Annotated in this window: 19 protein-coding genes and 1 pseudogene; 11 read left to right on the top strand and 9 right to left on the bottom strand. The window is 41.2% G+C overall.

Annotation, left to right across the window (positions count from 1 at the left end; all coding sequences use genetic code 11):
• Positions 1-242 precede the first annotated feature (242 nt).
• The 6 genes and pseudogenes from DUL71_RS08200 (at position 243) to DUL71_RS08185 (ending at position 6,376) form a co-directional block, all read left to right on the top strand.
• Complete coding sequence (locus tag DUL71_RS08200; protein ID WP_114937652.1) at positions 243-1,589, top strand: sugar transferase; 1,347 nt, start codon at positions 243-245, stop codon at positions 1,587-1,589.
• Between the two features lie 126 nt (positions 1,590-1,715).
• Complete coding sequence (locus DUL71_RS32375; RefSeq protein ID WP_208645505.1) at positions 1,716-2,930, top strand: family 78 glycoside hydrolase catalytic domain; 1,215 nt, start codon at positions 1,716-1,718, stop codon at positions 2,928-2,930.
• Positions 2,894-2,989 (top strand): annotated as a pseudogene (locus DUL71_RS32775) (family 78 glycoside hydrolase catalytic domain); the annotation flags it as partial. The gene DUL71_RS32375 and the pseudogene DUL71_RS32775, both read left to right, overlap by 37 nt.
• A 66-nt stretch (positions 2,990-3,055) precedes the next feature.
• Entirely contained in the window at positions 3,056-4,369 is a 1,314-nt protein-coding gene (locus DUL71_RS32365; protein WP_208645504.1) for an alpha-L-rhamnosidase-related protein, read from the top strand.
• Between the two features lie 81 nt (positions 4,370-4,450).
• The gene (locus tag DUL71_RS08190; protein ID WP_114937651.1) at positions 4,451-5,089 is read left to right on the top strand and encodes an MgtC/SapB family protein; all 639 of its coding nucleotides are present in this window, start codon (positions 4,451-4,453) and stop codon (positions 5,087-5,089) included.
• A 96-nt stretch (positions 5,090-5,185) separates the two neighbouring features.
• Positions 5,186-6,376: a winged helix-turn-helix domain-containing protein gene (locus DUL71_RS08185; RefSeq protein WP_114937650.1), complete on the top strand. Its 1,191-nt coding sequence runs from the start codon at positions 5,186-5,188 to the stop codon at positions 6,374-6,376.
• Between the two features lie 17 nt (positions 6,377-6,393).
• Here DUL71_RS08185 and DUL71_RS08180 read toward each other — a convergent pair whose 3' ends face one another.
• Positions 6,394-7,926 (bottom strand): sulfatase family protein, encoded by a 1,533-nt coding sequence (locus tag DUL71_RS08180; protein WP_114937649.1) that lies wholly within the window; start codon positions 7,924-7,926, stop codon positions 6,394-6,396.
• A gap of 30 nt (positions 7,927-7,956) precedes the next feature.
• On the bottom strand, positions 7,957-9,483 hold the full coding sequence (locus DUL71_RS08175; protein WP_114937648.1) for a sulfatase family protein: 1,527 nt from the start codon (positions 9,481-9,483) through the stop codon (positions 7,957-7,959).
• Between the two features lie 241 nt (positions 9,484-9,724).
• On the opposite strand from DUL71_RS08175, the gene DUL71_RS08170 reads away from it, so the two are divergent.
• Genes DUL71_RS08170 through DUL71_RS08165 form a run of 3 tightly spaced genes read left to right on the top strand, consistent with a single transcriptional unit; the run spans position 9,725 to position 11,500 of the window.
• Positions 9,725-10,312 carry an SDR family oxidoreductase gene (locus DUL71_RS08170; protein ID WP_244228721.1) on the top strand — a complete coding sequence of 196 codons (588 nt, stop codon included), beginning with the start codon at positions 9,725-9,727 and terminating at the stop codon, positions 10,310-10,312.
• Positions 10,309-10,539 (top strand): hypothetical protein, encoded by a 231-nt coding sequence (locus DUL71_RS32505; protein ID WP_244228720.1) that lies wholly within the window; start codon positions 10,309-10,311, stop codon positions 10,537-10,539. The genes DUL71_RS08170 and DUL71_RS32505 overlap by 4 nt, the downstream gene beginning before the upstream one ends.
• Before the next feature lie 52 nt (positions 10,540-10,591).
• The gene (locus DUL71_RS08165; protein WP_114937647.1) at positions 10,592-11,500 is read left to right on the top strand and encodes a helix-turn-helix domain-containing protein; all 909 of its coding nucleotides are present in this window, start codon (positions 10,592-10,594) and stop codon (positions 11,498-11,500) included.
• Between the two features lie 19 nt (positions 11,501-11,519).
• Here the strand turns inward: DUL71_RS08165 and DUL71_RS08160 are convergent, their stop codons facing one another.
• The 3 genes from DUL71_RS08160 to DUL71_RS08150 form a co-directional block, all read right to left on the bottom strand.
• Positions 11,520-12,617 carry a metallophosphoesterase family protein gene (locus tag DUL71_RS08160; RefSeq protein WP_114937646.1) on the bottom strand — a complete coding sequence of 366 codons (1,098 nt, stop codon included), beginning with the start codon at positions 12,615-12,617 and terminating at the stop codon, positions 11,520-11,522.
• A gap of 419 nt (positions 12,618-13,036) precedes the next feature.
• Entirely contained in the window at positions 13,037-15,403 is a 2,367-nt protein-coding gene (locus DUL71_RS08155; RefSeq protein ID WP_114937645.1) for an ABC transporter permease, read from the bottom strand.
• 480 nt (positions 15,404-15,883) lie between these two features.
• Entirely contained in the window at positions 15,884-16,276 is a 393-nt protein-coding gene (locus DUL71_RS08150; protein WP_208645503.1) for a winged helix-turn-helix transcriptional regulator, read from the bottom strand.
• A 213-nt stretch (positions 16,277-16,489) separates the two neighbouring features.
• On the opposite strand from DUL71_RS08150, the gene DUL71_RS08145 reads away from it, so the two are divergent.
• Together DUL71_RS08145 and DUL71_RS08140 are read left to right on the top strand one after the other, a co-directional pair.
• Positions 16,490-17,341: an SDR family oxidoreductase gene (locus tag DUL71_RS08145; RefSeq protein WP_114937643.1), complete on the top strand. Its 852-nt coding sequence runs from the start codon at positions 16,490-16,492 to the stop codon at positions 17,339-17,341.
• Positions 17,342-17,431: 90 nt separating this feature from the next.
• On the top strand, positions 17,432-17,734 hold the full coding sequence (locus DUL71_RS08140) for an ester cyclase (RefSeq protein ID WP_114937642.1): 303 nt from the start codon (positions 17,432-17,434) through the stop codon (positions 17,732-17,734).
• A 76-nt stretch (positions 17,735-17,810) separates the two neighbouring features.
• On the opposite strand, the gene DUL71_RS08135 is transcribed toward DUL71_RS08140, so the two are convergent.
• From DUL71_RS08135 to DUL71_RS08120, 4 genes are all read right to left on the bottom strand, one after another.
• Positions 17,811-18,704: a hypothetical protein gene (locus DUL71_RS08135; RefSeq protein WP_114937641.1), complete on the bottom strand. Its 894-nt coding sequence runs from the start codon at positions 18,702-18,704 to the stop codon at positions 17,811-17,813.
• A 117-nt stretch (positions 18,705-18,821) separates the two neighbouring features.
• Positions 18,822-19,421, bottom strand: a complete 600-nt coding sequence (locus tag DUL71_RS08130) for a TetR/AcrR family transcriptional regulator (RefSeq protein WP_114937640.1) — start codon at positions 19,419-19,421, stop codon at positions 18,822-18,824.
• 123 nt (positions 19,422-19,544) lie between these two features.
• Complete coding sequence (locus tag DUL71_RS08125; RefSeq protein WP_114937639.1) at positions 19,545-20,594, bottom strand: NAD(P)-dependent alcohol dehydrogenase; 1,050 nt, start codon at positions 20,592-20,594, stop codon at positions 19,545-19,547.
• Between the two features lie 42 nt (positions 20,595-20,636).
• Positions 20,637-22,274, bottom strand: a complete 1,638-nt coding sequence (locus DUL71_RS08120; protein ID WP_114937638.1) for an NADP-dependent glyceraldehyde-3-phosphate dehydrogenase — start codon at positions 22,272-22,274, stop codon at positions 20,637-20,639.
• Between the last annotated feature and the right edge of the window lie 17 nt (positions 22,275-22,291).

Here is a 22,291-nt window from a genome sequence, read left to right as displayed (position 1 = left end):
TTGTTATTTAATTATAAAGAAATCTCCAAAACACTATTACAACTCGAATAAACAAGGTTAATAGTGAGATATTTACCCATACCGATAAAATAAGAACAAAATAAAATAGTAAATATTTAGTTTTTAGTTGTAGCGTTTCAAGTAATTGCCCCGTAATTAAGTTTAACAAATGTTGATTTTATTTAAAATAAAATTGTTTTAGTAAAAAATTTTATATTTGCATAACTTAACCTTGATCGCAAATGCGTTATTCTAAACTACTTCAGCCATTCACATTTTTTAGTGATTTATTGCTATTAAATATCGCGCTGCAATGTGCTCATCTATTTATATTTACGTTCTACTCATCCGAAATTCAGTCAATTGATTTTTTATTATTAGTTAATTTAACCTGGATCACTATAGCTTCGGTAACTAAAAACTATGTCATAAAGCGCCCCTTAATGCTCAGTGACAACCTAAGCAAATTCATGACATCCATGGTATATCACCTGGTGATGGTTCTTGGGATAGTGTACTTTTTTAAACTTTATGAGGTAAGCAGAATGGTGATGTTCTGTACTTACCTGTTGTTTTTCATCCTGATAGTTGCACAACGCTCTCTGATCTTTTTTACGCTTGATTATATCCGTAAAAAAGGGTACAACATAAAACATGTTATTATAGTTGGAAACACAGATATAGTTAATCGAGTAAAAAAGTCATTTTCGAAACATCCGGAGTATGGGTATAATTTTATTACAACTATCTCTGAAGATATGCTTGAAAGCCAGCCCAATGAAGTATTGTTTAATAAGATTCTTGAAGCAAGGCCCGACGAAGCGTTTATTTGCTATAAATACATGGATCAGCTTTTATTAAGAAAACTTGTTGATTTGGGCGACCAGCACAATATTAAAATAAAACTGGTTTCTGATCTGGTCCTTGAAAATAGTTACGCCAGCATAGTTAATTATGAAAATCTGCCGGTTATACAACTTTCATCTTCCGTTGAAATTAGCCTGAAGATAATTTTCTTCAAACGCTGTTTCGATATCCTGTTTTCACTTTTTGTGATGATTCCCGGGTTCCCTGTTTTCATCGCATTGGCTATTATAACTAAGTTAACCTCAAAAGGTCCTGTTTTTTATCGCCAGGAACGCATTGGCAGAAACCACAAGCCTTTCAATATATACAAGTTCAGGAGCATGTATGTAAATTCTGAGCAAGCTGGGCGCCCAATGCTGTCAAAAGATAAAGACCCTCGAATTACGCAATGGGGCTCATTCTTACGTAAATCAAGGTTGGATGAACTGCCTCAGTTCTGGAATGTTTTAAAAGGTGATATGTCTATTGTAGGTCCGCGCCCGGAGCGTCAGTATTTTATTGAACAATTGATAGAGGAGTCTCCAAATTACCATAAGTTATTCAAACTTAAACCGGGCCTTACTTCCATAGGTCAGGTAAATTATGGTTATGCAGAAAACGTTCAGGAAATGCGCGACCGTGTTCGTTACGATCTTATTTATTTGAAAAATATAAACTTCAACAACGATTTAGGCATCATTTTTCAAACCATAAGAGTTATGGTTCAGCTTAAAGGCAAATAAGAAATAATTCAATCGGGCCACAATCCCCAACTTATTCAAAAGTTTCAAGACAGAGCAGGATAGTTTAGTTACTATCCTGCTTTATTTTTAACAACCAATTTCCTGATTGAACCTTCACATCAAATTATGAGAACACCATTTCTTATCGGGTGCCTTTTATTTTCATGGTATACTGCATCGGCACAAATAGCTGTAAAAAATCTTTTGACCGAAAACCTGAAAAGCCCAATCTGCATTGATGCACAAAATCCGCGTTTTAGCTGGCAGCTTACCGAAAAATATAACAAAGCGGTTATACAACAAGCTTACGAACTACAAGTAGATTCGAGCTCGCTTGATAACAGTAATCATTCTCCACTATGGTCTAGTGGTAAAATAAACTCCGATCAATCTGCCTATATCCCCTATTCCGGCAAATCATTGCTATCGGGCCATAAGTATTTTTGGCGGGTACGGATTTGGGATACCAGGGGCGTTTGTTCGGGCTGGAGCGAACAGGCGGTTTGGAAAATGGGATTAATATCACCCCCTGATTGGCATGCTCAATGGATTGTACCGGCATCAAATGATACCGTTAACGCCCCTGCTCCCCTGCTCAGAAACAGTTTTACGTTAAATAAAAGAGTTTTGGAAGCTACCGCTTACATAAGCTCGCACGGGTTTTATGAAGCGCAGTTAAACGGCCATAAAATAGGCGATAGCTTCCTTACACCAGGATGGACAAGTTATAACAAAAGATTACAATACCAGGCCTACGACGTTACCTCATTACTAACCGAAGGAGAAAATGCCATTGGCGTTACACTTGGAAGCGGTTGGTACCGAAGTCCGCTGGGCCCATATACACCGAGAGCTAATTTTTACGGTGATAAAACAGCCCTTTTAATGGAGATCAGGATTGTATTTACAGACGGCTCAACAAAAATTATATCGTCAGACCAGAACTGGAAATCATCAACAGGGGCTTTGCGCTTTGCCGAGATCTATAATGGTTGTGTTATCGATACCCGGCTAGAAAAATCCGGATGGACTATGCCTGTATTTAATGACCAGGATTGGCGTCCGGTGCATGTAATGCCCTATACAAAGAACACCCTTGTGGCTACATATAATGAACCGGTAAAACAACACGAGGTATTTAAACCAATAAAAATCATAACCACCCCACGTGGCGAAAAAGTTATTGATTTTGGGCAAAATCTGGTTGGATGGGTTAAAGTTACGGTTAAAGGCAATGCCGGAGATTCTATCAAAATTGCACACGCGGAGGTGCTTGATAAGCTGGCGAGTTCTATACAGAAAATCTGCGAGCGGCAAAAGCCGAGAATATCTACATATTAAAAGATACCGTCAAACGCACCTTTGAGCCCCAATTTAGCTGGCAAGGGTTTAGATATATCAAAATCAAGGGTATTAAAGGCCCCTTAAATCCTGATGATTTTACCGCGGTAGCTATCTACTCAGATATGAAAGCTTCCGGTAGCTTTTCCTGCTCTAATCCGCTGCTCAATCAACTACAGCATAACATCCAATGGGGACAAAAAGGAAATTTCCTGGATGTACCGACAGATTGCCCGCAACGTGATGAGCGCTTAGGCTGGACAGGCGATGCACAAGTATTTTCACGTACCGCCGCATTTAATATGGATGTACATAATTTTTTCACCAAATGGCTAAAGGATGTTGCCGCCGATCAGTATAAGAGTGGTAGTATTCCCTATGTGATCCCTGATGTATTTACTAATGGTACAGATGAAGTTGGGGGCAGTTCGGGTTGGGCAGATGTAGCAACTATTATCCCCTGGAATATGTACAATGCTTACGGTGATAAGCAAATATTGGAGAACCAGTTTCAAAGTATGAAAGCCTGGGTTAATTATATCCAAAAGCAAACCAGGAATGGCCTATGGGTAACAGGTAATCATTTTGGCGACTGGTTATTTTACAGCGTTAATGATGATAGGGATGGTATATCCGCGATAACCAATAAGTATTTGATAGCCCAGTGTTTCTACGCCTATTCAACCCAGATACTGATCAATAGCGCCAAAGTTTTAAATAAGAAGGCCGATGAAGAATATTATTCAAAGCTGTTAGCCCAAATAAAACAAGCTTTTGTAAACGAATATGTTACCGCTAATGGCCTCATTTCTTCAGATACACAAACGGCTTATGTGTTGGCCCTGGAGTTTGATATGTTACCTGTTAAACTAAGGCAGCAGGCTGCGGCAAGGCTTGTTAAAAATATTGAATTATACCACGGTCATTTAACCACCGGCTTTCTGGGCACCCCCTATCTTTGCGACGCATTAAGCAAGTTTGGTTATGCCGACGTAGCCTATAAGCTGTTATTGCAAGATACTTACCCTTCCTGGTTATACCCAATTAAAAAGGGAGCAACTACCATTTGGGAAAGATGGGACGGCATTAAAACCGACGGCAGTTTTGAAGAGCCATCCATGAACTCTTATAATCATTACGCTTATGGCGCCATTGGCGATTGGATGTATCGCAATATAGCCGGTATAATACCCGCTGCTCCAGGCTATAAAAAGATACTAATCAAACCGGTAATTGGCGGCGGCCTTTCATGGGCCGAAGGGAAATATGAATGCCCCTACGGCAGTATTTCCTGCAAATGGGAAATCATAGCTAATAAATTGAACATGAGTGTCACTATACCTCAAAACACAACAGCCGATATACTTATCCCTGATTTTCAAGGTAAAACTTACCAGAAAATCACTGTTGGACCAGGTGTTTACCACTATAGCAGATAGCGACAGTTCGGTCTATGAAATCTACAGACTGAAGTATTTATAAAAGTCATATATTCGATTATAATCAGATATAATCAAACAATGGCTTTTAATACAGAGATTCTGATCCGGTTTTTGTTGGCTCTTTTATGGGGAGGGCTTGTAGGTGCAGAAAGAGAATATCATGGAAAAGCTGCGGGCTTTCGTACTACCATCATGATATCATTTGGCGCATGTTTTTTCACGTTGATGTCGATGGCTATAGGCGCACCTAATAATGCCGACAGGATTGCCTCTAACGTTGTTACCGGGATAGGCTTTCTTGGTGCAGGTGTAATTTTCAGGGGTGAAAGCCGGGTGAATGGGATTACCACAGCTGCTACCATTTGGGCTGTCGCGGCGGTGGGTATGGGTATTGGCGCTGGTTTTTATTTAGCTGCCGGATGCGCCAGTGTGATGATCCTGTTTATACTTTCCGTGCTCCCTTTTTTTCAAAAGAAGATAGACTACTATAATCAGTCCAAAACATTTAATATCAAATGTCCTGTCTCGGCAAATGGCATCGAATTATGCGAAAATATGATGAGACATCATAAGCTGAAATTCAAGCTGATAAAAAGAGTGAAAGATGGCGAATACATTTTTTTAACGTGGCAGCTTCAGGGACGTTCGGCTAAAATGGATATGTTCATTAACTCAATTATCGATAATCCTGTTATTGAACATTTTGAGTATTCCTGATAGATATTGAGATATTAAACTGATCTCCCGCCATAAACCTGGGAATACCTAACAGCCATTCCCTTCGTTATCTGATTATTTTATTACTTTGCTGCAATGGAACCAATACTTCTATCCGCGTCGCAGGCCCGTAAAATCATTCTGCATGCAGCCGGACTGGCCCAAAAGGCCCAATTCGGTACCGGCCGCGAAGCCGTTTACCGTTTGATAGATCAACTTGGCTTTGTGCAACTTGATACAAACTATGTGGTTGAACGGGCTCATCACCATGTAATGGCTGCACGCATTCCGGATTATGAAGTGAACTGGTTGGCAGAACTCACGGAAGATGGACTTATTTTTGAATACTTTACTTCTGATGCCGGCTATTTGCCTATGCATGATTTCCGTTTTTCCCTCCCGGTTAAACAAGCCTTTGCCGACAGGCATAAAACAACCGACAAGCAGGAAATAAATCTGATGAAACAGGTACTTGACCGGGTAGAACGCGAGGGACCGCTGATGGTTGGCGATTTTGAAAATGACCGCGTGGAGGCAAGCTCCGGCTGGTGGGACTGGCGCCCCGCAAAAGTTGCCCTTGAACGATTATACCTTGGTGGTGAACTGATGATCTCCCGTACCAAGGCTTTTCATAAGATGTATGACTTGCCCATGAACATGGTACCAGAAGACACCGATCTCACTGTACCTACAGATCAGGAATACGCACGTTTCGTAATCAGGCGAACGTTAAAGGCACTAGGCATTGCCTACGCTAAAGAGATAGCTTGGCGAGCCCGCTATGTTAAAGGCAACCTGGTTAAACAGGAGCTTGCAAAAATGGTAACCGAGGGAGAATTGCTCACTGTTCAAATAGAAAGATTGAAAAGTGCCCAGCTTTATATGCTGCCCGATCAACCGACGGCCATTGAGTTGTCCGGCGAAGCGTTCATTTTATCACCATTTGATATCCTGAATGTGTTTCGTCATCGTTTAAAAGATTTTTTTGGTTTTGACTACCAGATAGAATGCTTTGTACCTGCAGCCAAACGTAAGTACGGATACTTTAGCCTGCCCATATTGGTCGGTGATACCTTTGTTGCCAGAATGGATGCCAAAGCCGACCGCAAACAAAAAGTATTAATTGTTCATAACCTGCACTTTGAAGGTTTGGAGTTGGGTGAAGCAGCGATAACAAAAATTATAAGTGCTCTGAAAGCATTTGTACATTTTAACCAATGCCGGGACATTGAATTTAAAAAATCAAACACCCCGGCTTACCTGGACACTATTGCAAGTGGTTTTTAATAAAACCAACAATGCTTTTAGTCATTATCCGGATGCCGGTAATCACCAAAAGGATGTTTTACAGTGCGTTTTAACGGGATCTGCATCCCTCCAGTCTGCTCAAGCCAGTCATAAAGTTCATTTGCCATTTTCTTTACGGTATCCGCGTATTCGGGTTTGGCAATCAGGTTTACACGCTCCGCAGGGTCTTTTTCCAGGTCGTAAAGTTCGTTGGTATCCCAAACGCCCTGGTTACGGATATACTTGAACTTATCAGTTCTCACGCCGTAAATAACAGGCGTCATCGGGAAATCATACTCCCAGTAATATTCGTAAAAAATCTTATCCCGCCATTTTGTCGAATCTCCTTTAAGCAATTGTATAAACGATTTGCCGGGCATATTAGCAGGTTTCTGTAAACCTGCAGCTTGTAAAATGGTTGGGGCTACATCGATATTCTGCACCATTTTATTGATTGTTTTACCACCGGTAAACAAATCGGGGCAACGCACCAGGAAGGGCACTTTTACCGACTCTTCATAGAAATGACGTTTGTCTATCAAGCCGTGTTCACCAAAACTAAAGCCGTTATCGCCCATGTAAATCACCAGAGTATTCTTGTCCAATCCCTCTTTTTTAAGATAGTCCATCACTTCCCCTATACTTTCATCAACACCCAATAGGGTTTCACAGTATGACTGCACTAATTCTTCCACGTTTTGGTGTGTATGATAAATGTAATCTACACCGTGCCAGCTGTACCGTTGTTGCTTAACCCATTCTGGCCATCCCAACTTTTTATACTCATCTGTCTGGGTTTGATAATAAGTGGATGGCAACGGGTATTTCAGGTTTTTATATAAGCCCAGATGCCTCTTGGCTGGCTGCATAGGCGCGTGCACCGCTTTATGGGATAGATATAAAAAGAATGGTTTTGATTTATCTCTGTTTTTCAGCCAGCCCAATGCATGTTCGGTCAACAGATCGGTAATGTAGGTTGAGTCGCCATATGTTACACGTTTACCATCGATATTCAACGTGGGATTATAATAAACGCCTTGCCCCTTGAAACTCTCCCAATGATTAAATCCAGGACGAGGAAAGTCATCATCATTTCCCATATGCCATTTACCGAAAAAGGCAGTCTGGTACCCGGCTTTCTGTAGGTACTGCGGAAAATAAGTGAGATTTGGCGGCTCGGGCGCATTGTTATCTACAATAGTATGTACGTGCGAGTAAGCCCCTGTTAATATCGACGCGCGACTGGGCGAACATAGAGATGTTGTTACAAATGCATTTTTAAACCACGCCCCTTCATGGTATAGCTTATCAAGATTAGGCGTTTTGAGCCACGGTACACGACCTGTAAACCCCATGAAATCAAAACGGTGATCATCCGTCAAAATAAAAATAACGTTTCTTGGTTTTTCACCTTTAATCTTTTCAAGCGCTAACGAGCGCTTTGCAGTTTGGGCATGCGTATAAACAAAGGAGCAAATAGTTATTGCTAATAATATCCCGGTTTTGCCTGCTCCGTTTAATTTGGGCCTGTTTCCTTTAAATATTTTCATATTTTGATGATATCAATGTGTTCTATATTTCTATTGCTTACCCTGGATAGTATTTAAGAGCAGAGCCAATTCCTTCACTTTATCAGGGTATCTTGCAGCGAGATTAGTTTGCTCGCCTATATCTTCATTTAAATTATAAAGCTGAGGCGAAGCCAGGTTTCCGGTTTCGATGTTTACCAGCCTCATAACTGCTTCGCCATTATTGAGTGGAATATATTTCCATCCATCCTTAACAATGGCGATGGTGTTACCCATACCCTGCTCAACCAATACAGAACGCCCGTTCTTGTTTTGTCCAAGCAAAGCATCAAGTACATTTTCGCTATCAGATGCTTCACCTGCCGGGATCGGTTGGCCAATCAGTTTCGAAAAAGAAGCGATAAGATCAATTTGGCTTACCATTGCTGATGATACCTGAGGTTTAATTTTACCGGGCCAGCTAACGAGAAACGGAACGCGGGTGCCTCCTTCCAGCACACTGTATTTCCCTCCCCTCAACGGGCCGGCCGGCGGATTCCCCTTAAACTTTTCTTCCGCTTCATCCTGGTAACCGTCGTCAAGTACAGGCCCATTATCGCTGCTGAAAACAATTAGCGTATTTTTCTCCAGGCCGAGGTACTTTAGCTGCTTCATTATTTCACCAACAGCCCAGTCTAATTGCAGTATCGCATCACCGCGCAGGCCCCGCCCGCTCTTGCCCTTGAAACGTGTTGCCGGCATCCTGGGGACATGAGGTTCGGTGAGGGCGAAATACAGAAAGAAAGGTACTTTGTGCTGATCTTCAATAAAACCCTCGGCTTTGGCTAAAAAAGTAGAAGATAATTCCTCATCAGTCCACCGGGCCAGCTTCCCTCCACTCATATAGCCAATCCTGCCTATTCCATTTACAATGGTTTGGTTGTGCCCCTGTCCAGGCGAAGATTTCACTTTGAGCAGCTCAGGATGTTCTTCACCAGTGGGATCATTACCTATCTTTTTGCTATAATCAACCGATATAGGATCGTTGGCTTCCAGTGCCAGCACCCTATGATTTTCTAAGAAAACGGTCGGTACCCGGTCGGCCGTAGCGGGAAAAATAAATGAATAGTCAAAGCCAACCTCGTTGGGGCCTGGTTTTACTTCGCCGTTCCAGTCCTTGTCAACTGCTTCTCCTAAACCAAGATGCCATTTACCTACAATTGCGGTCTTGTATCCGGCCTTTTTAAAAAGATTAGGTAAAGTAGTTTTATCTGTGGGGATGATCAGCGCCGCGTCTCCGGGCAGAATAGCAGTCCCAGTTCTGCGCCATGGGTATTTACCCGTCATTAAAGCATACCTTGATGGCGTACACGTTGCAGAAGTGGCATGGGCATTGGTAAACCTGATACCCGAAGCTGCCAGTTTATCCAAATTAGGTGTATGGATCCCGGTTTTGCTGTAACAGCTTAGATCTCCATAACCCAAATCATCGGCATAAATATAGATAACATTGGCCTGGGTCGCATGGTTACTCCTTCCTTGCGCCGATACAATAACCGGGACAGCAAGCAGTAAAGCGATAAACACATTACGGTACATAGGCAGCTAAATTGACGGTTTCAATTTATAATTTTTTCATGGCCTGCCTGCAATTATTTTCATATTGGCACACGCTGCTTTAACATAAAGGGAAGCTATAGCCTTTAAACCCATCGCAACACCCACGATAATTATACTAATCACGCAGTTACCGGAAAAAGCATACAAATCCCCGTGATTCGTATTATCTCCAGCCCGGCGTTTCAGCGGAACTTTACATCGTTATTTAAAAACAAATAAGATGAACAAGACCATATTAATAACCGGTGCCAGTAGTGGTATCGGTGCGGCAACTGCCAAGCTATTTCAAGCCAAAGGATGGAACGTTATTGCCACTATGCGGCAGCCGGAAAATCAAACGGAATTAAAAGCAACTGATAACCTATTGCTTACCAGGCTCGATGTATTGGATTTGGAATCTATCCAAAACGCGGTAAATGAAGGCATAAAAAAATTCGGAAAGATAGATGTACTGGTTAACAATGCAGGCTATGGTGCGTTTGGTACCCTGGAATCATTTACCAGGGAGCAAATCATCCGCCAGTTTAATACCAACGTCATCGGACTACTTGACGTTACCAAAGCCCTTCTGCCCCATTTCCGCGCTAATAAAAGCGGTGTGATCATCAATATTTCTTCTATTGGCGGAAAAATGACTTTCCCCTTAGGCACATTATATCATGGGACAAAATTCGCTGTTGAAGGGATCTCAGAATCCTTAAGCTACGAAGTAGAAGAATTTGGTGGAAAGGTAAAGATCATAGAACCAGGGGCCATAGCTACCGATTTCGCCGGCCGTTCACTTGTTTTAGCAATGACGAGAGTTTGACTGAATATCAGTCAATCGCTGGAAAAGTATTGGCCGGAATGCCTGCCTTTTTTGAGCACGCTTCACCTGCAAGCGTTGTTGCCGATGTTATTTATGAAGCTGCTACTGATGGTACCACCAGGTTAAGATATACAGCAGGGGAAGATGCCAGGGAAACAATAGCTAATCGTCTCCAGGCAGACGATGCAAGCTTTATGGGAATGATAAAAACGCAGTTCGGACTTTAAATTGATAGCGCCCTTGCCTGTGCGAGGGCGCTATTGTTTATATTTACAATTAATGAGCACATTCCTCCATCTGCAAACCATTTCAGATCTGTTCCGTTTTTTTCAGCTTGATCACGCTGTTAGGCATCCCTTGGTTGCGGTGGTTGATTTTAGCCGGGTAAACGAGGATTTACAGGACGAAATCAAACTTTCCACGGATTTCTATTCGTTGATCTGCAAAAACTACAACAGGAATAACGTTAGATATGGCCGTAAAATAGTTGATTTTCAGGGTGGCAGTCTGATTTGTATGGCCCCCAACCAGGTGCTTGAACTGGAAAAGGAAGTTGAACCTACAGCAATAGTAGCCGGCTGGGGCTTGTTTTTCCATCCAGACCTGATCAGGGCAACCACACTGAACGACAAGATGAAAGATTACAGCTTCTTTTCGTATGAAATATCGGAAGCGCTTCACCTCTCCGAAAAAGAGAACCAGGTGTTAATAGAATGTGTATCCAAAATAGAAACCGAATTAAAAGAGAATATTGATATCCACAGCCAGGCCATCATTGTATCGACTATCGAGTTGCTATTAAACTATTGCTCCCGTTTTTACGGCAGGCAATTCATCACCCGTAAAAACTCTAATAACGTTGTAGTTACACAGGTTGAAAACATCTTAAAGGACTATTTTAAACAGACCGACATCAACGAAAAAGGTTTGCCTACAGTAAAGCAACTGGCAGAACAGGTGTATCTATCTCCCGGCTACTTAAGCGACCTGCTCAAAAAGGAAACCGGTAAAAACGCCCAGGACCACATTCATTATTATCTGATTGAGGAAGCAAAAAACATATTACTAAATACAGACAAATCCGTTGCAGAGATCGCCTACACCCTCGGCTTTGAATATCCGCAGTACTTTAACAAGCTCTTTAAGCAAAAAACCGGTAAAACACCTTTAGAATTCAGGAGCATTTAAATATTCTCCATACAAACCGCTACTTAACTTGAGAATCTGTACTAAACTTATCACCCCACACAATTTCCTGCTTTTTGCTGGATATTACTGTACCCCTTTGCATCGAGTAGTCCTTAACAAAGTTTATCCCTTGTACACTTTCAGGTTTAAAATTGCGCAGGAAATTAAAATCTAACGCCCGGAAGCTAAACGATTGCCATTGATAAGGATGCGAACCGCTGGTATAATAAGTTCGTATTTCATTTACCGCTTTATCCCGTTTATTGAAATGGATAACCTGGTAACCGGGGTTATTTTGGTTCCTGGTATCCAATCCAGGTGCTATAGCCACATATGAAATTAACTTTCCATGATCAGAGATCAGTTCAGCATCGTTCATGTGGGTATGCCCTGCCAGTTGAAATTTTATGGTTGAAGCATATGTTTTAATGATACTTAGGTAAAGTTCTTTAATATTTGAATGCCAGAATGGCCCGTCGGCATAACGGTCTGTTCCTGGTGGGATGTGGTAAACCATCCAGACCTTTTTATGCTTTTTACTATCCTCACGCAGCTCCTTCTTTAGCCAATCTAACTCTTTTATTGCCTCTGTGTCCGGCCCGAACGCGAAAAGCAAAGTATTAAGTACAATAACAGACAGATCGCCTTTATCATAAGTATAATAGCCACCTTTTTTAAAAGTGTTATAGATATGATTATCATGATCGATACGCGCCAACAGTGAATTATAAAATATGCGGTAAGTTGTAGTATCCGGTGTGTTATGCTGTGCGCAGTCGTTATTCCCTAAGGCAGGCAGTATGACCGCGTTTTTATCAATTTGATGAACATGATCTGCAACATATTTGAATGTTTTGCTCATATCGGCTTCAGTGTGATTGTCCCCATGCGAAAGAAGATCACCTGGCATAATAATAAACGTGTACTTTCCTGAGCCTGCATTTTTTGTCGCCGATTTAAAAAGCGCGGTATCGGTATCTACTTTATGATAAAACACATCTGGTTTCAAATTTAGATCAACGTGTACGTCTGATAATACCAATACAGAATCTGTTTGGGTTTGGGCTTGCACGAGCAAGGGAAACAACGCGAGGAACAATAAAAGGAACTTTTTCATAAGTTAATTATAGGCGAGATATCTTATCAATACTAAATTATTGATAATTGTGTATTTATAATAGATATTCTTCTTATTAATCTTTTGACTGTTAGAAAAAAAGTGTCTGAATAGGTGTTTCACAGGCCATTTCATAGGTAATTTGAAAGACAGCTTCAATCACAGCCTTTAAAATATTGTTAATTTGACTCAGTTACTTTTTAAATGATATCTACAACTTTTGCGACGGTAACCTATACCGACTCAAAATATTAAATTCAATTCTCCGCTAATAAAACCTTTGCAAAGCCCTCTATGATAAAAAGGGAGTGATACCCTAATTTAATGTACCACTCCCTTTTTATGGATATTAAGTATACTTAGTGTTTGTTGTTATATCAGGAGCACTTAGGTTTAAATGCCATACGGCCCCTTATAACTTATTCCCCTTTCAAGCTTTTCACCGGGTTTGTTAACGCGGCTTTGATGGCCTGGTAGCTTACAGTTAAAACAGATATCAGCAATGTAAGCGTTGCGGCAATTACAAATACCCATACATTGATACTGACCCGGTAGCTGTACCCTTTTAACCACTGAGCCATTAAATACCATGCAATTGGAGCAGCTATGCAAAATGATATAGCAACCAGCTTCAGAAAATCGCGCGAAAGCAGTGTGGTTACGCTGGCAACTGAAGCACCAAGCACTTTTCTTATACCTATTTCTTTAATCCTGTTCTGTGCCATATAGGCGGCCAGGCCAAATAATCCGAGGCATGAAATAACAATTGTTAAGCCGGCAAACAGGCTGGCAAGGGTCCCTGTTCGTTGTTCGTCTCCAAATTTTTTAGCATACTCCTGGTCAACAAAAGTATACTCGTATGGGTAATCGGGGTTGTATTTTTTGAAAATGGCTTCGGCACGGCGGAGGTTCTCTTTGGTTGAATTGGCGTTATTAAGTTTATAGTGAATGATATTAAACCATGAACTCGGCCCTTGTATCAGCATATGTTGTACTGGCTCATAAGGCGAACTGATGATAAAATCTTTAATGACACCAACGATATGCCAGGCTTTGGCGTCTTTGCCCTCGCCCTGGGTAATTGTTTTACCTACGGGATCTTTCAGGTTCATGATTTTAACTGAAGCTTCGTTAACCAGCATAGCGGTCGAATCTGTAGGATAGTTAACAGGATCAATATCCCTGCCCGCCACCAGCTTGAGCCCCATGGTTTTTATCAGGCTGCCATCCGAACTATAAATGATGAAATCTACCTTGTTGTGAGGTGTTGAACCGGGCCAGTTAAAGCCCCAGCTATCGCTGTACCGTTGTGTTATGGGCGAGTTTGTTTTGGATACGGATGTTGCTGCACCACTTGAAAGCAACTCATTTTTGATAGATTGATAATGCTTATCAATATCACCCGACATGAAACTGAAAACCAGGTTATCTTTTTTATAACCGGTATCCCTATCCTGGGCGTACTGTAACTGCTGGCGGATAACTATTGTACAAATGATCAACACCACCGCGAAAGTGAACTGAATAACTACCAGTAATTTACGTGGTGTAACTAATGCGTTTGCTGCCTTAAAAGTACCTTTTAATACGGCCACCGGCCTGAAAGATGACAGGTACAAGGCCGGATAGCTTCCAGAAATGATACCAGTAATAAGGATAAAGCCAAGCGCTAGGAGCCAAAAATATGGATTGCCATAAGGCACATACAATTGCTTTTGAGTGAGCTGGTTAAAGCCCGACATACTGATTTGCACAATGATAACTGCAAAAACACCCGCTATAGCGGCTATCAAAACAGATTCGCCTAAAAACTGCCAGATCAATGATCCTCTTAATGCGCCAACCGTTTTACGAATCCCCACTTCACGCGCACGCGACTCGCTCCGGGCAGTACTTAAATTCATAAAATTGATACAGGCAATAACAAGGATGAGCACCGCAATGAGCGAAAACACCCTCACCCGTTCTATTTTCCCACCAACTATTTTACCATCTTCAAAATGCGAATACAAATGCCATTTGGTTGCCGGGTGCAAAAACTGCTGAATATCTTTGGTATCAGAATGATTTTTAGTGAAATTTTCCACAGCAGCATCGGCGTTGGCTTCTGTTACACCTGGTTTTAACAACACAAAAGTTTGGATAGAATTATTACCCCAGTATTCATCATCCTGACCAATCTTTTTCAGGTACGACCAAGGTAACAGGTATTCAAAATCAAAGCGGGTATTATTCGGTAGATCTTTCATCACTCCCGTTACCTTGAAATAGGCATTGCTATCTATTTTGACCGTTTTGCCTATCGCGTTCCCATCACCGAAAAGCTTTTTAGAAAATTTTTCGGTGATGACGATGTTATGCAACTCGTTCAATGCGGTCTTGGAATCCCCACTAATCAGCGGGAAACTGAACATAGAAAGGAAATCGGCGTCAGTAAAGTCGCCGCTTGCTGTAAGGCGCTTATCACCAATAGTAAACAAGAAATTGGCATTGGTAACCCTGGCCACTTTCTCCATTTGGGGTAATTCCTGTTTCATTACCCTACCCATAATTTTAGGAGTAGTTTCCCAGCTCCACAATTTCCCGTCGAATTTCGATTGATTGTAAACCGAGTAAAGCCTGTCCCTTTTTTCGTGAAATTGGTCAAAGCTCAGTTCGTTTTGGATCCACAACAAAATGAGCGCCGCACTGGCCATGCCAATGGTTAGGCCAAGGATATTGATCAGGGAAAATGTTTTTTGACGCAAAAGGTTACGCCAGGTTATTTTTAAGTAGTTTTTGAGCATATGTTCAGGCTTGGATAGTTGTAAGACGCAGGCAAGTGTTATTTAGTTGCAGCACCAAAACAAAAAAGCTAATTTTTCTTGTTATTAAACTACGAAACTATTTATCCATGAGGATTGAAAAGGATCTTAATAAAATAAAAAAGCTACAGATCAGCTATTTATAGGGTTCTATTTTTAAAAAAAACTCGTTTTGTCCACCCATCTGGGCTCTATCGGGGATCAAAAGATGATGAGTATTTCAGGGCACCACTAAACAGTAGGGACAAAAGTAAGTTTTGACTTACAGAGTCTTAATTTAAGACTATTTTTCGATTTAGTCAATAATGCTCTATGAAGTTATTTATGAAGAATTATACTTTCTGGCTACTTTAAAAGTAACGAAGCTTAATTGGAATATTAAGACTGAATTTTCTTTATTTTTTAAGCCTAAAATTTAACTTTTGCGTGTGGGAGCGGGAATTCCATTCATTATACCTAATATCATTCTACAGGCAGGCACTTTGGGGCCTCTCCAATGTCACTCATGGTATATCCTTTTTCGAATAGCTTTTTACGGTGGTTCAACCCCCAGTCCTTCAACGCAAAGATGATAGGATTTAAAGTTGCTGCGTAAGGTTCTGATCGATAAATAATTTTAACCGGGTAATCTTCTATAATTATCCGCTTGATCAGTTGATGTTGTTCAAGCTCTTTCAATTCTTTGGCCAAAACTTTCGGTGTAATTCCTGGAATACTGTCCTGTATATCTGTAAAGCGCTCATTTCCCACTGCAACGGATATGATAATAGATAGTTTCCATTTACCGTTTAGCACCTCAAGAGCATCCCGAACAGGTTTTATTGTCTCAAGACAATCAGAATGTACTTTTTTCATAGCCATAATTTTTGATTTATTTCATTTTGCTTTCCTCAGGGAAAGTGCTATACAAAGTAAAGTAAATTGGCCCTAACTTGCAAAAAATTTAAAGGGGCATTAAACACATGTTTCTTCATTCAAGCAGTATAATTTTTGAGTCCCAAACAACGTGAAAAATGGGCATGCACCTTTAAAAATGGCTAATAGAATAAATTGACAATAACAAATAACATGAAAAAAGTAATTTTAATTACAGGCTCAAGTACCGGATTCGGGGCATTAATGGTAAGGACATTTGATAAGCAAGGCCATACAGTAATCGCTACTATGCGCAATGTAAACGGCAAAAACGCGGAATTCGCGACGAATTTGGGCGCACTGCCAAATACAGAAGTTATTGACTTGGATGTAACGGATGACACATCTGTTAAAAGCGCTGTGGCTGCAGTTTACGCCAAATACGGCAAAATTGATGTCTTGGTTAACAATGCAGGAATCTATGGTGGTGGCGTATTGGAGTCTTATAGTTTGCCACAGATCCAAAAATTATTCGATGTAAATGTTTGGGGAGTAATTAGAATGAACAGCGAAGTATTGCCTGCCATGCGTGCCGCGAAAGACGGCCTCATCATAACGATTTCCAGCCAGGTAGGCAGAGTATCTCTTCCTTTGCAGTCTGCTTATAATGCCAGCAAATTTGCTTTGGAAGGATTCATAGAAGGGTCTCATGAAGAATTGATCGGACAGGGCGTGGAATCTGTTCTGATCGAACCGGGAGGTTTTATGACAGAAATTATCAGTAAAGCCCACGTAAATGGTGATCGTGAAGGTATTCAGGAATCATATGGCGCAAACCTAATAGATATCCAGCAAAACATTCAACGTGTATTTACAAAACTATTCACTGAGTCGGCCCCTGATCCGCAACTCATTGCAGATGCAGCCTTGAGTTTGGTTGATACAGAAAAAGGTAAGAGACCATTGCGGACGCCAGTTGATCCAAGTTCTAACGGTATCGATGTTGAATATAACGATGCGACGGAAGAAATTAAAAAAAGATGGTTTAGTGCCTACGGTTTTTAAACAATCTGGGAATTTTCAAATAACTGGGGTTTGGTATACTCTGGTTATTTGTTAATTATTAGAACATCTGTTAAATTCTTTGAACTCATCATGTTTGTGGCGCCATTCAAGGGAAAAGCTAATGCGACAGATCCGCTGGTATCTCCTATTTATTCAAACTATATGAGTGATTTTCCTGCAACCATTATCCTGACTTCGAATGATAAAGTATCTATGTTCTTCACCAACAGCGGGCATAATTCCGGTTCTTTTTTGGGAAATGGGCCATCTCATATAGATGCTAAATGGAATGGAATGGGCTTCTATCGTATTGAAGATGGCAAAATTGCTGAAGCTTGGCTCTCAGAAGATCTCTTACAAATGTTCGCTCAATTGAGCTTTATTAATGTTTAAAGCGAATAACAAAAAAACGGTGGGGCAACTTAGGTTGCTATCCACCGTTTCGTTATGATCAATGCTTATAGGTCGGTTAATAGCTGTATTTCTTGCTAAACCAGCAGTGTTTAGCGTAAACGCTATTTTTTTGAATCAAATCGGAATTATAATAATCCAATAGCTTCCTTTTTCTGCCGGGCTTATCCATGATAACTGACAAGTCGCGCATTGATGAATCTTTTCCTATTTTTATCGCGGGTAAATTATTGGCCATTAGGAAAGCAGCCGTGTCTTTGGGAGTTGACAAATTAATTTCAGCGCATAATGCTGATTGTAAAAACAGTGTATCTCTTTGGCCTACGCCATCATCACTTGATGAAAAAGTGTCACTAATACCTGAAGGTTTCGATGTTTCCTCTTTAACAGCTACGCTGATAGGCAACTCGCTTTGTTTTTCTGAACCTGCCTTATTTTGGCTTGATCGCTCAATATCGGCCGCATCTATTACTGCATCTCTATAAATTTCATTTCTATGAAAGGAAAAGGCTTCGATCACATGGCCAATCAGACCAAAAAGTAGAATGCCGAGACCAACGCCCATCAAATAGTTCTTTTTTGCTAAAAGAAGTAAGGCCAAACCGGCGAAACCAACCATGGTCCAGGCTGTACGGGTACCAAGCCACGATTTGTGGATCTTTTGAACTTTCGAAACTTCGGTTTTAAAAAAAGCACTCCGATCTTGCTGATAAGAGGTCATTCTTTCTTTAAATGATTTTTTAGTAAATATTCCACTAGCGGCTCCGGCGATTCCTAAAAATAAACCACCCACAATAAATGGGATGAGAAAGCCTCTGAAAATGGATACAGGGTTGATAAACTTCCGGCCAATCAGCGCAATTCCGATGAGAAATATGCCTGTAATTGAAACAAGAAACCCATGCCGCGTTTCGCCCTGGTAATAATTAATCATTTTTTGAAGAAAATCCATACGTTGAAATTTTATAGCAAAGATGAATAATTAGAAAACGGGTAGTTTTTTTTAACGGCTCAATTAACGTTGTTGAAAAGCTCAACCGATAATAGCTAAATAGTAGACTTAATGGCTTTATGCATCTATCGGCTGTAAAATTGCATGGACCGTTTTCTTCAATACGATACTGTTAATGGCCGGATCAATATTTTTATAGTAATGGTTTACTGCAACCAGCCTGTGCGCAATAGAAAGAAAGGTTAAGTAAGTACTGCGGAAGGAATCTTCGCTGATTATCTCACCGGCTTTTAAATCATTTAACTCTTTTCGGAAAAGATCACTGATCACTTTTAAAACCGGGAAAGTTTCTTCGACGTCTATCACATGCACGCCTACGGAATACATCAGTTGATTCAGCTCTTTTTCCTTATGAGCGAATTCTATCAGCGTTGACAACATAGCTTCCATTCTTTCTTCGGGGCTTATTAATCCCTTAAGTGACTTTTCTATACAAGTTATCAGCTTTGTAAAACCTTTTCGCGACAATTCTATCAGCACCGCTTCCTTATTTAAAAAATAAGAATAGATGACGGGTACACTATATTCTATCTTATCTGCTATTTTTCTGACGCTCAAAGATTCGCATCCCTCAGTTTTCAGGATTTCCATTGCCGCGTCAAGAATGCCGTTATAGATTTTGTCCTTATAACGTTGCATTCGTTCCTTGCTGCTCATAACAATACTATTTATTAGATAAAAAATTGTGCGAAGCACAGCAACTGCCCGCTTCGCACTTAAATTTATCGTACAACTTAGTTGCGCAAAACAGTGCTAACTAAGCAATGATGATACTACGGATTAATTATCCAAAGAAGCCATATCGACCACGAAACGATAATGTACGTCACCGGCGATGGTGCGTTCATAAGCTTCGTTAATCCTGTCAATGCTGATCAGCTCAATATCCGAGGTGATATTGTGCTCAGCGCAATAATCCAGCATTTCCTGGGTTTCTTTGATACCACCAATTAATGACCCTACAAGGCTGCGGCGACCGCCAATCAACTGGAATGCATGAACTTCGGAAGGAGTTGGCGGGATACCCAGCAATACCATTACGCCATCAATTGCTAACAAGGCCAGATATTCATTGTAGTCGTGGGAAGCCGATACCGTATCAATAATGTAGTTGAAGGTATTGGCAAGTTTCGCCATATTCTCCTTATCGTTGGTCAGCTCAAAATGATGAGCACCCAAGGCAAGTGCATCCTGTTCTTTACTTTTTGAGCGGCTTAAAACAGTAACTTCTGCACCCATAGAAACGGCCAGCTTCACAGCTATGTGACCAAGGCCACCAAGACCCAATACCGCCAGCTTATCACCAGCTTTTACGTTCCAATGTTTCAACGGAGAATAGGTAGTGATACCGGCGCATAACAAAGGAGCAACTTTTTCTAAAGGCAATTTATCTGAAACGCTCAGTACAAATTTTTCAGTCACTACGATGTGGCTGGAATAACCGCCGTAGGTGATGGTTTTCTTATCCTGTTCGTAAGCATTATAGGTCATGGTATTACCATTCTCGCAATACTGTTCATTGTGGTCAAGACAGTTCTTACAGTGACCGCAAGAGTCTACAAAACAGCCAACACCAACGGTATCACCAACTTTATATTGGGTAACGCCAGATCCTACACGAGTTACTGTACCTACAATTTCATGGCCAGGAACTACGGGATATAGCGTATTTCCCCATTCATTTCTGGCAACGTGAATATCCGTGTGGCATACTCCACAATATAAAATTTTGATTTCTACATCTGTAGCGCCGGGTTCACGGCGATCTATGGTCAATGGGCCCAACGGTTTTTCGGCGCTTTGCGCTCCGTATGATTTTATTGCATACATATGCGTTTTATTTATTGTTCAAGTGAATTATTTGATAGTTAATTAAAATGCTACGCTATTGCTTAACCTGCGTGACAGGTTATGTTGCAGGATAGTCTGAACTAACTGCTCATTCGCGTCATTTTGCTTAGTTGCAATAACAGAGTCTACCGAGAAAGCCAGCAGCGCTTCGTCTACTGACAGTGTACCATCTGCAGAGTCTTTCCTTCCATTGAATGCAAAAGTGTCGGGGCTGCGTTGACTTTGGCTGTTCAGGTTGATCCTGCCAACCTGACCGGCAAGGGTATCGACCAATAAACTAACCGCTTCGGCATCACTGCTGAAAATGCTGACCTGCTGACCATAAGGTGAAGTAGTGACATATTCTATCGGTATATCAAGCGTGCTGAAAGAAACAACTGGAATAACCGGGCCAAATTGCTCTTCACGGTATATCTTCATATTCTCATTCACAGGATATAAGATAGCTGGCTTAACGAGAGAAAGGTGGTTTTTGCCCCCGCCAAGATGAGCATTTAATACCTTAGCGCCATTAGCAATAGCATCATCGATACTTTCAAGCAGATAGGCCGGTTTTTCAGGTTCGGCAAGCGGGGTAATATTAACGCCTTTTAACCAAGGCATGCCAATACTCAATTTTTCTATTTCTTCGACCAGGCGTTGGTTAAAGCGTTCTACGATTTGATCCTGGACAAAAAGGATTTTTAAGGCAGTGCAACGCTGGCCGTTAAAGGATAGCGCACCAGTGATAGATTCTTTTACCGCCAGTTCTATATCGGCATCATTCAGGATGACCGCTGCATTTTTTGCATCCAAACCCAACACCGACTTCAAGCGATTTGATTTTGGGTGCATCTTTTTCAAACTGTCGGCCACTTTACTTGAACCTATGAGCGCTAATACGTCTATCTTACCTGAAGTCATTAAGGCAGGAACAATATCCCTACCGCGGCCATACAAAGTGTTAACCACTCCTTTAGGGAAGGCGTCACGGAAAGCTTCCAACAATGGCTCAAATAATAAAGTACCATGCTTTGGAGGTTTGAAAAGTATGGTATTGCCCATGATCAGCGCAGGAATCAGCGTGGTAAATGTTTCATTCAGCGGGTAATTGAACGGCCCCATACACAGAACAACACCATGCGGAACTTTCTTGGTTTGACCAATGAAACTTTGCTGCACCTGAAAAGCTGAACTATTGTTATTCAGTTTTTTGACTGCTTTAATGGTTTCATAAATATATTCGACAGTTCTGTCAAATTCTTTCTCTGAGTCTACCGTGCTTTTGCCGATTTCCCATATGAGCAGCTTAACGATTTCCGAACGCTTAGCGATCATCTGGTAAGTGAAATCTTCCAGATGTTTGATACGCTGTTGGACAGGCATTGCCGGCCATTCGCCACGGCCCGCGTTAAACGCTTTTACAGCCGCATCGAGGGCCGTTTCTGCCTCTTTACTGGTCGCAAGCGGATAGCTGCCAATTACAAATTGTGTTTCATCTCCACCGTTAGTTTTGATATGGATCGGAGAAAAAACGATATGTGTCGGTCCGTTCCATTCTAATAGCTCACCGTTTATCAGGAGACGTTTCTGGTGAACCGGCTGATTAATTTTCACAGAATCCGGTATGTCCTCTATGGTAGGAAACAGATTTGTTAATAATTGATGATTGGTTTCCATTGTTTTTGATAGTTTGA

This window comes from Mucilaginibacter endophyticus (assembly GCF_003351025.1).
GTDB classification, from domain to species: Bacteria; Bacteroidota; Bacteroidia; order Sphingobacteriales; family Sphingobacteriaceae; genus Mucilaginibacter; species Mucilaginibacter endophyticus.
The sequence above is the reverse complement of the archived record's forward strand: the minus strand, read 5'-3'. Positions and strand labels throughout refer to the sequence as shown.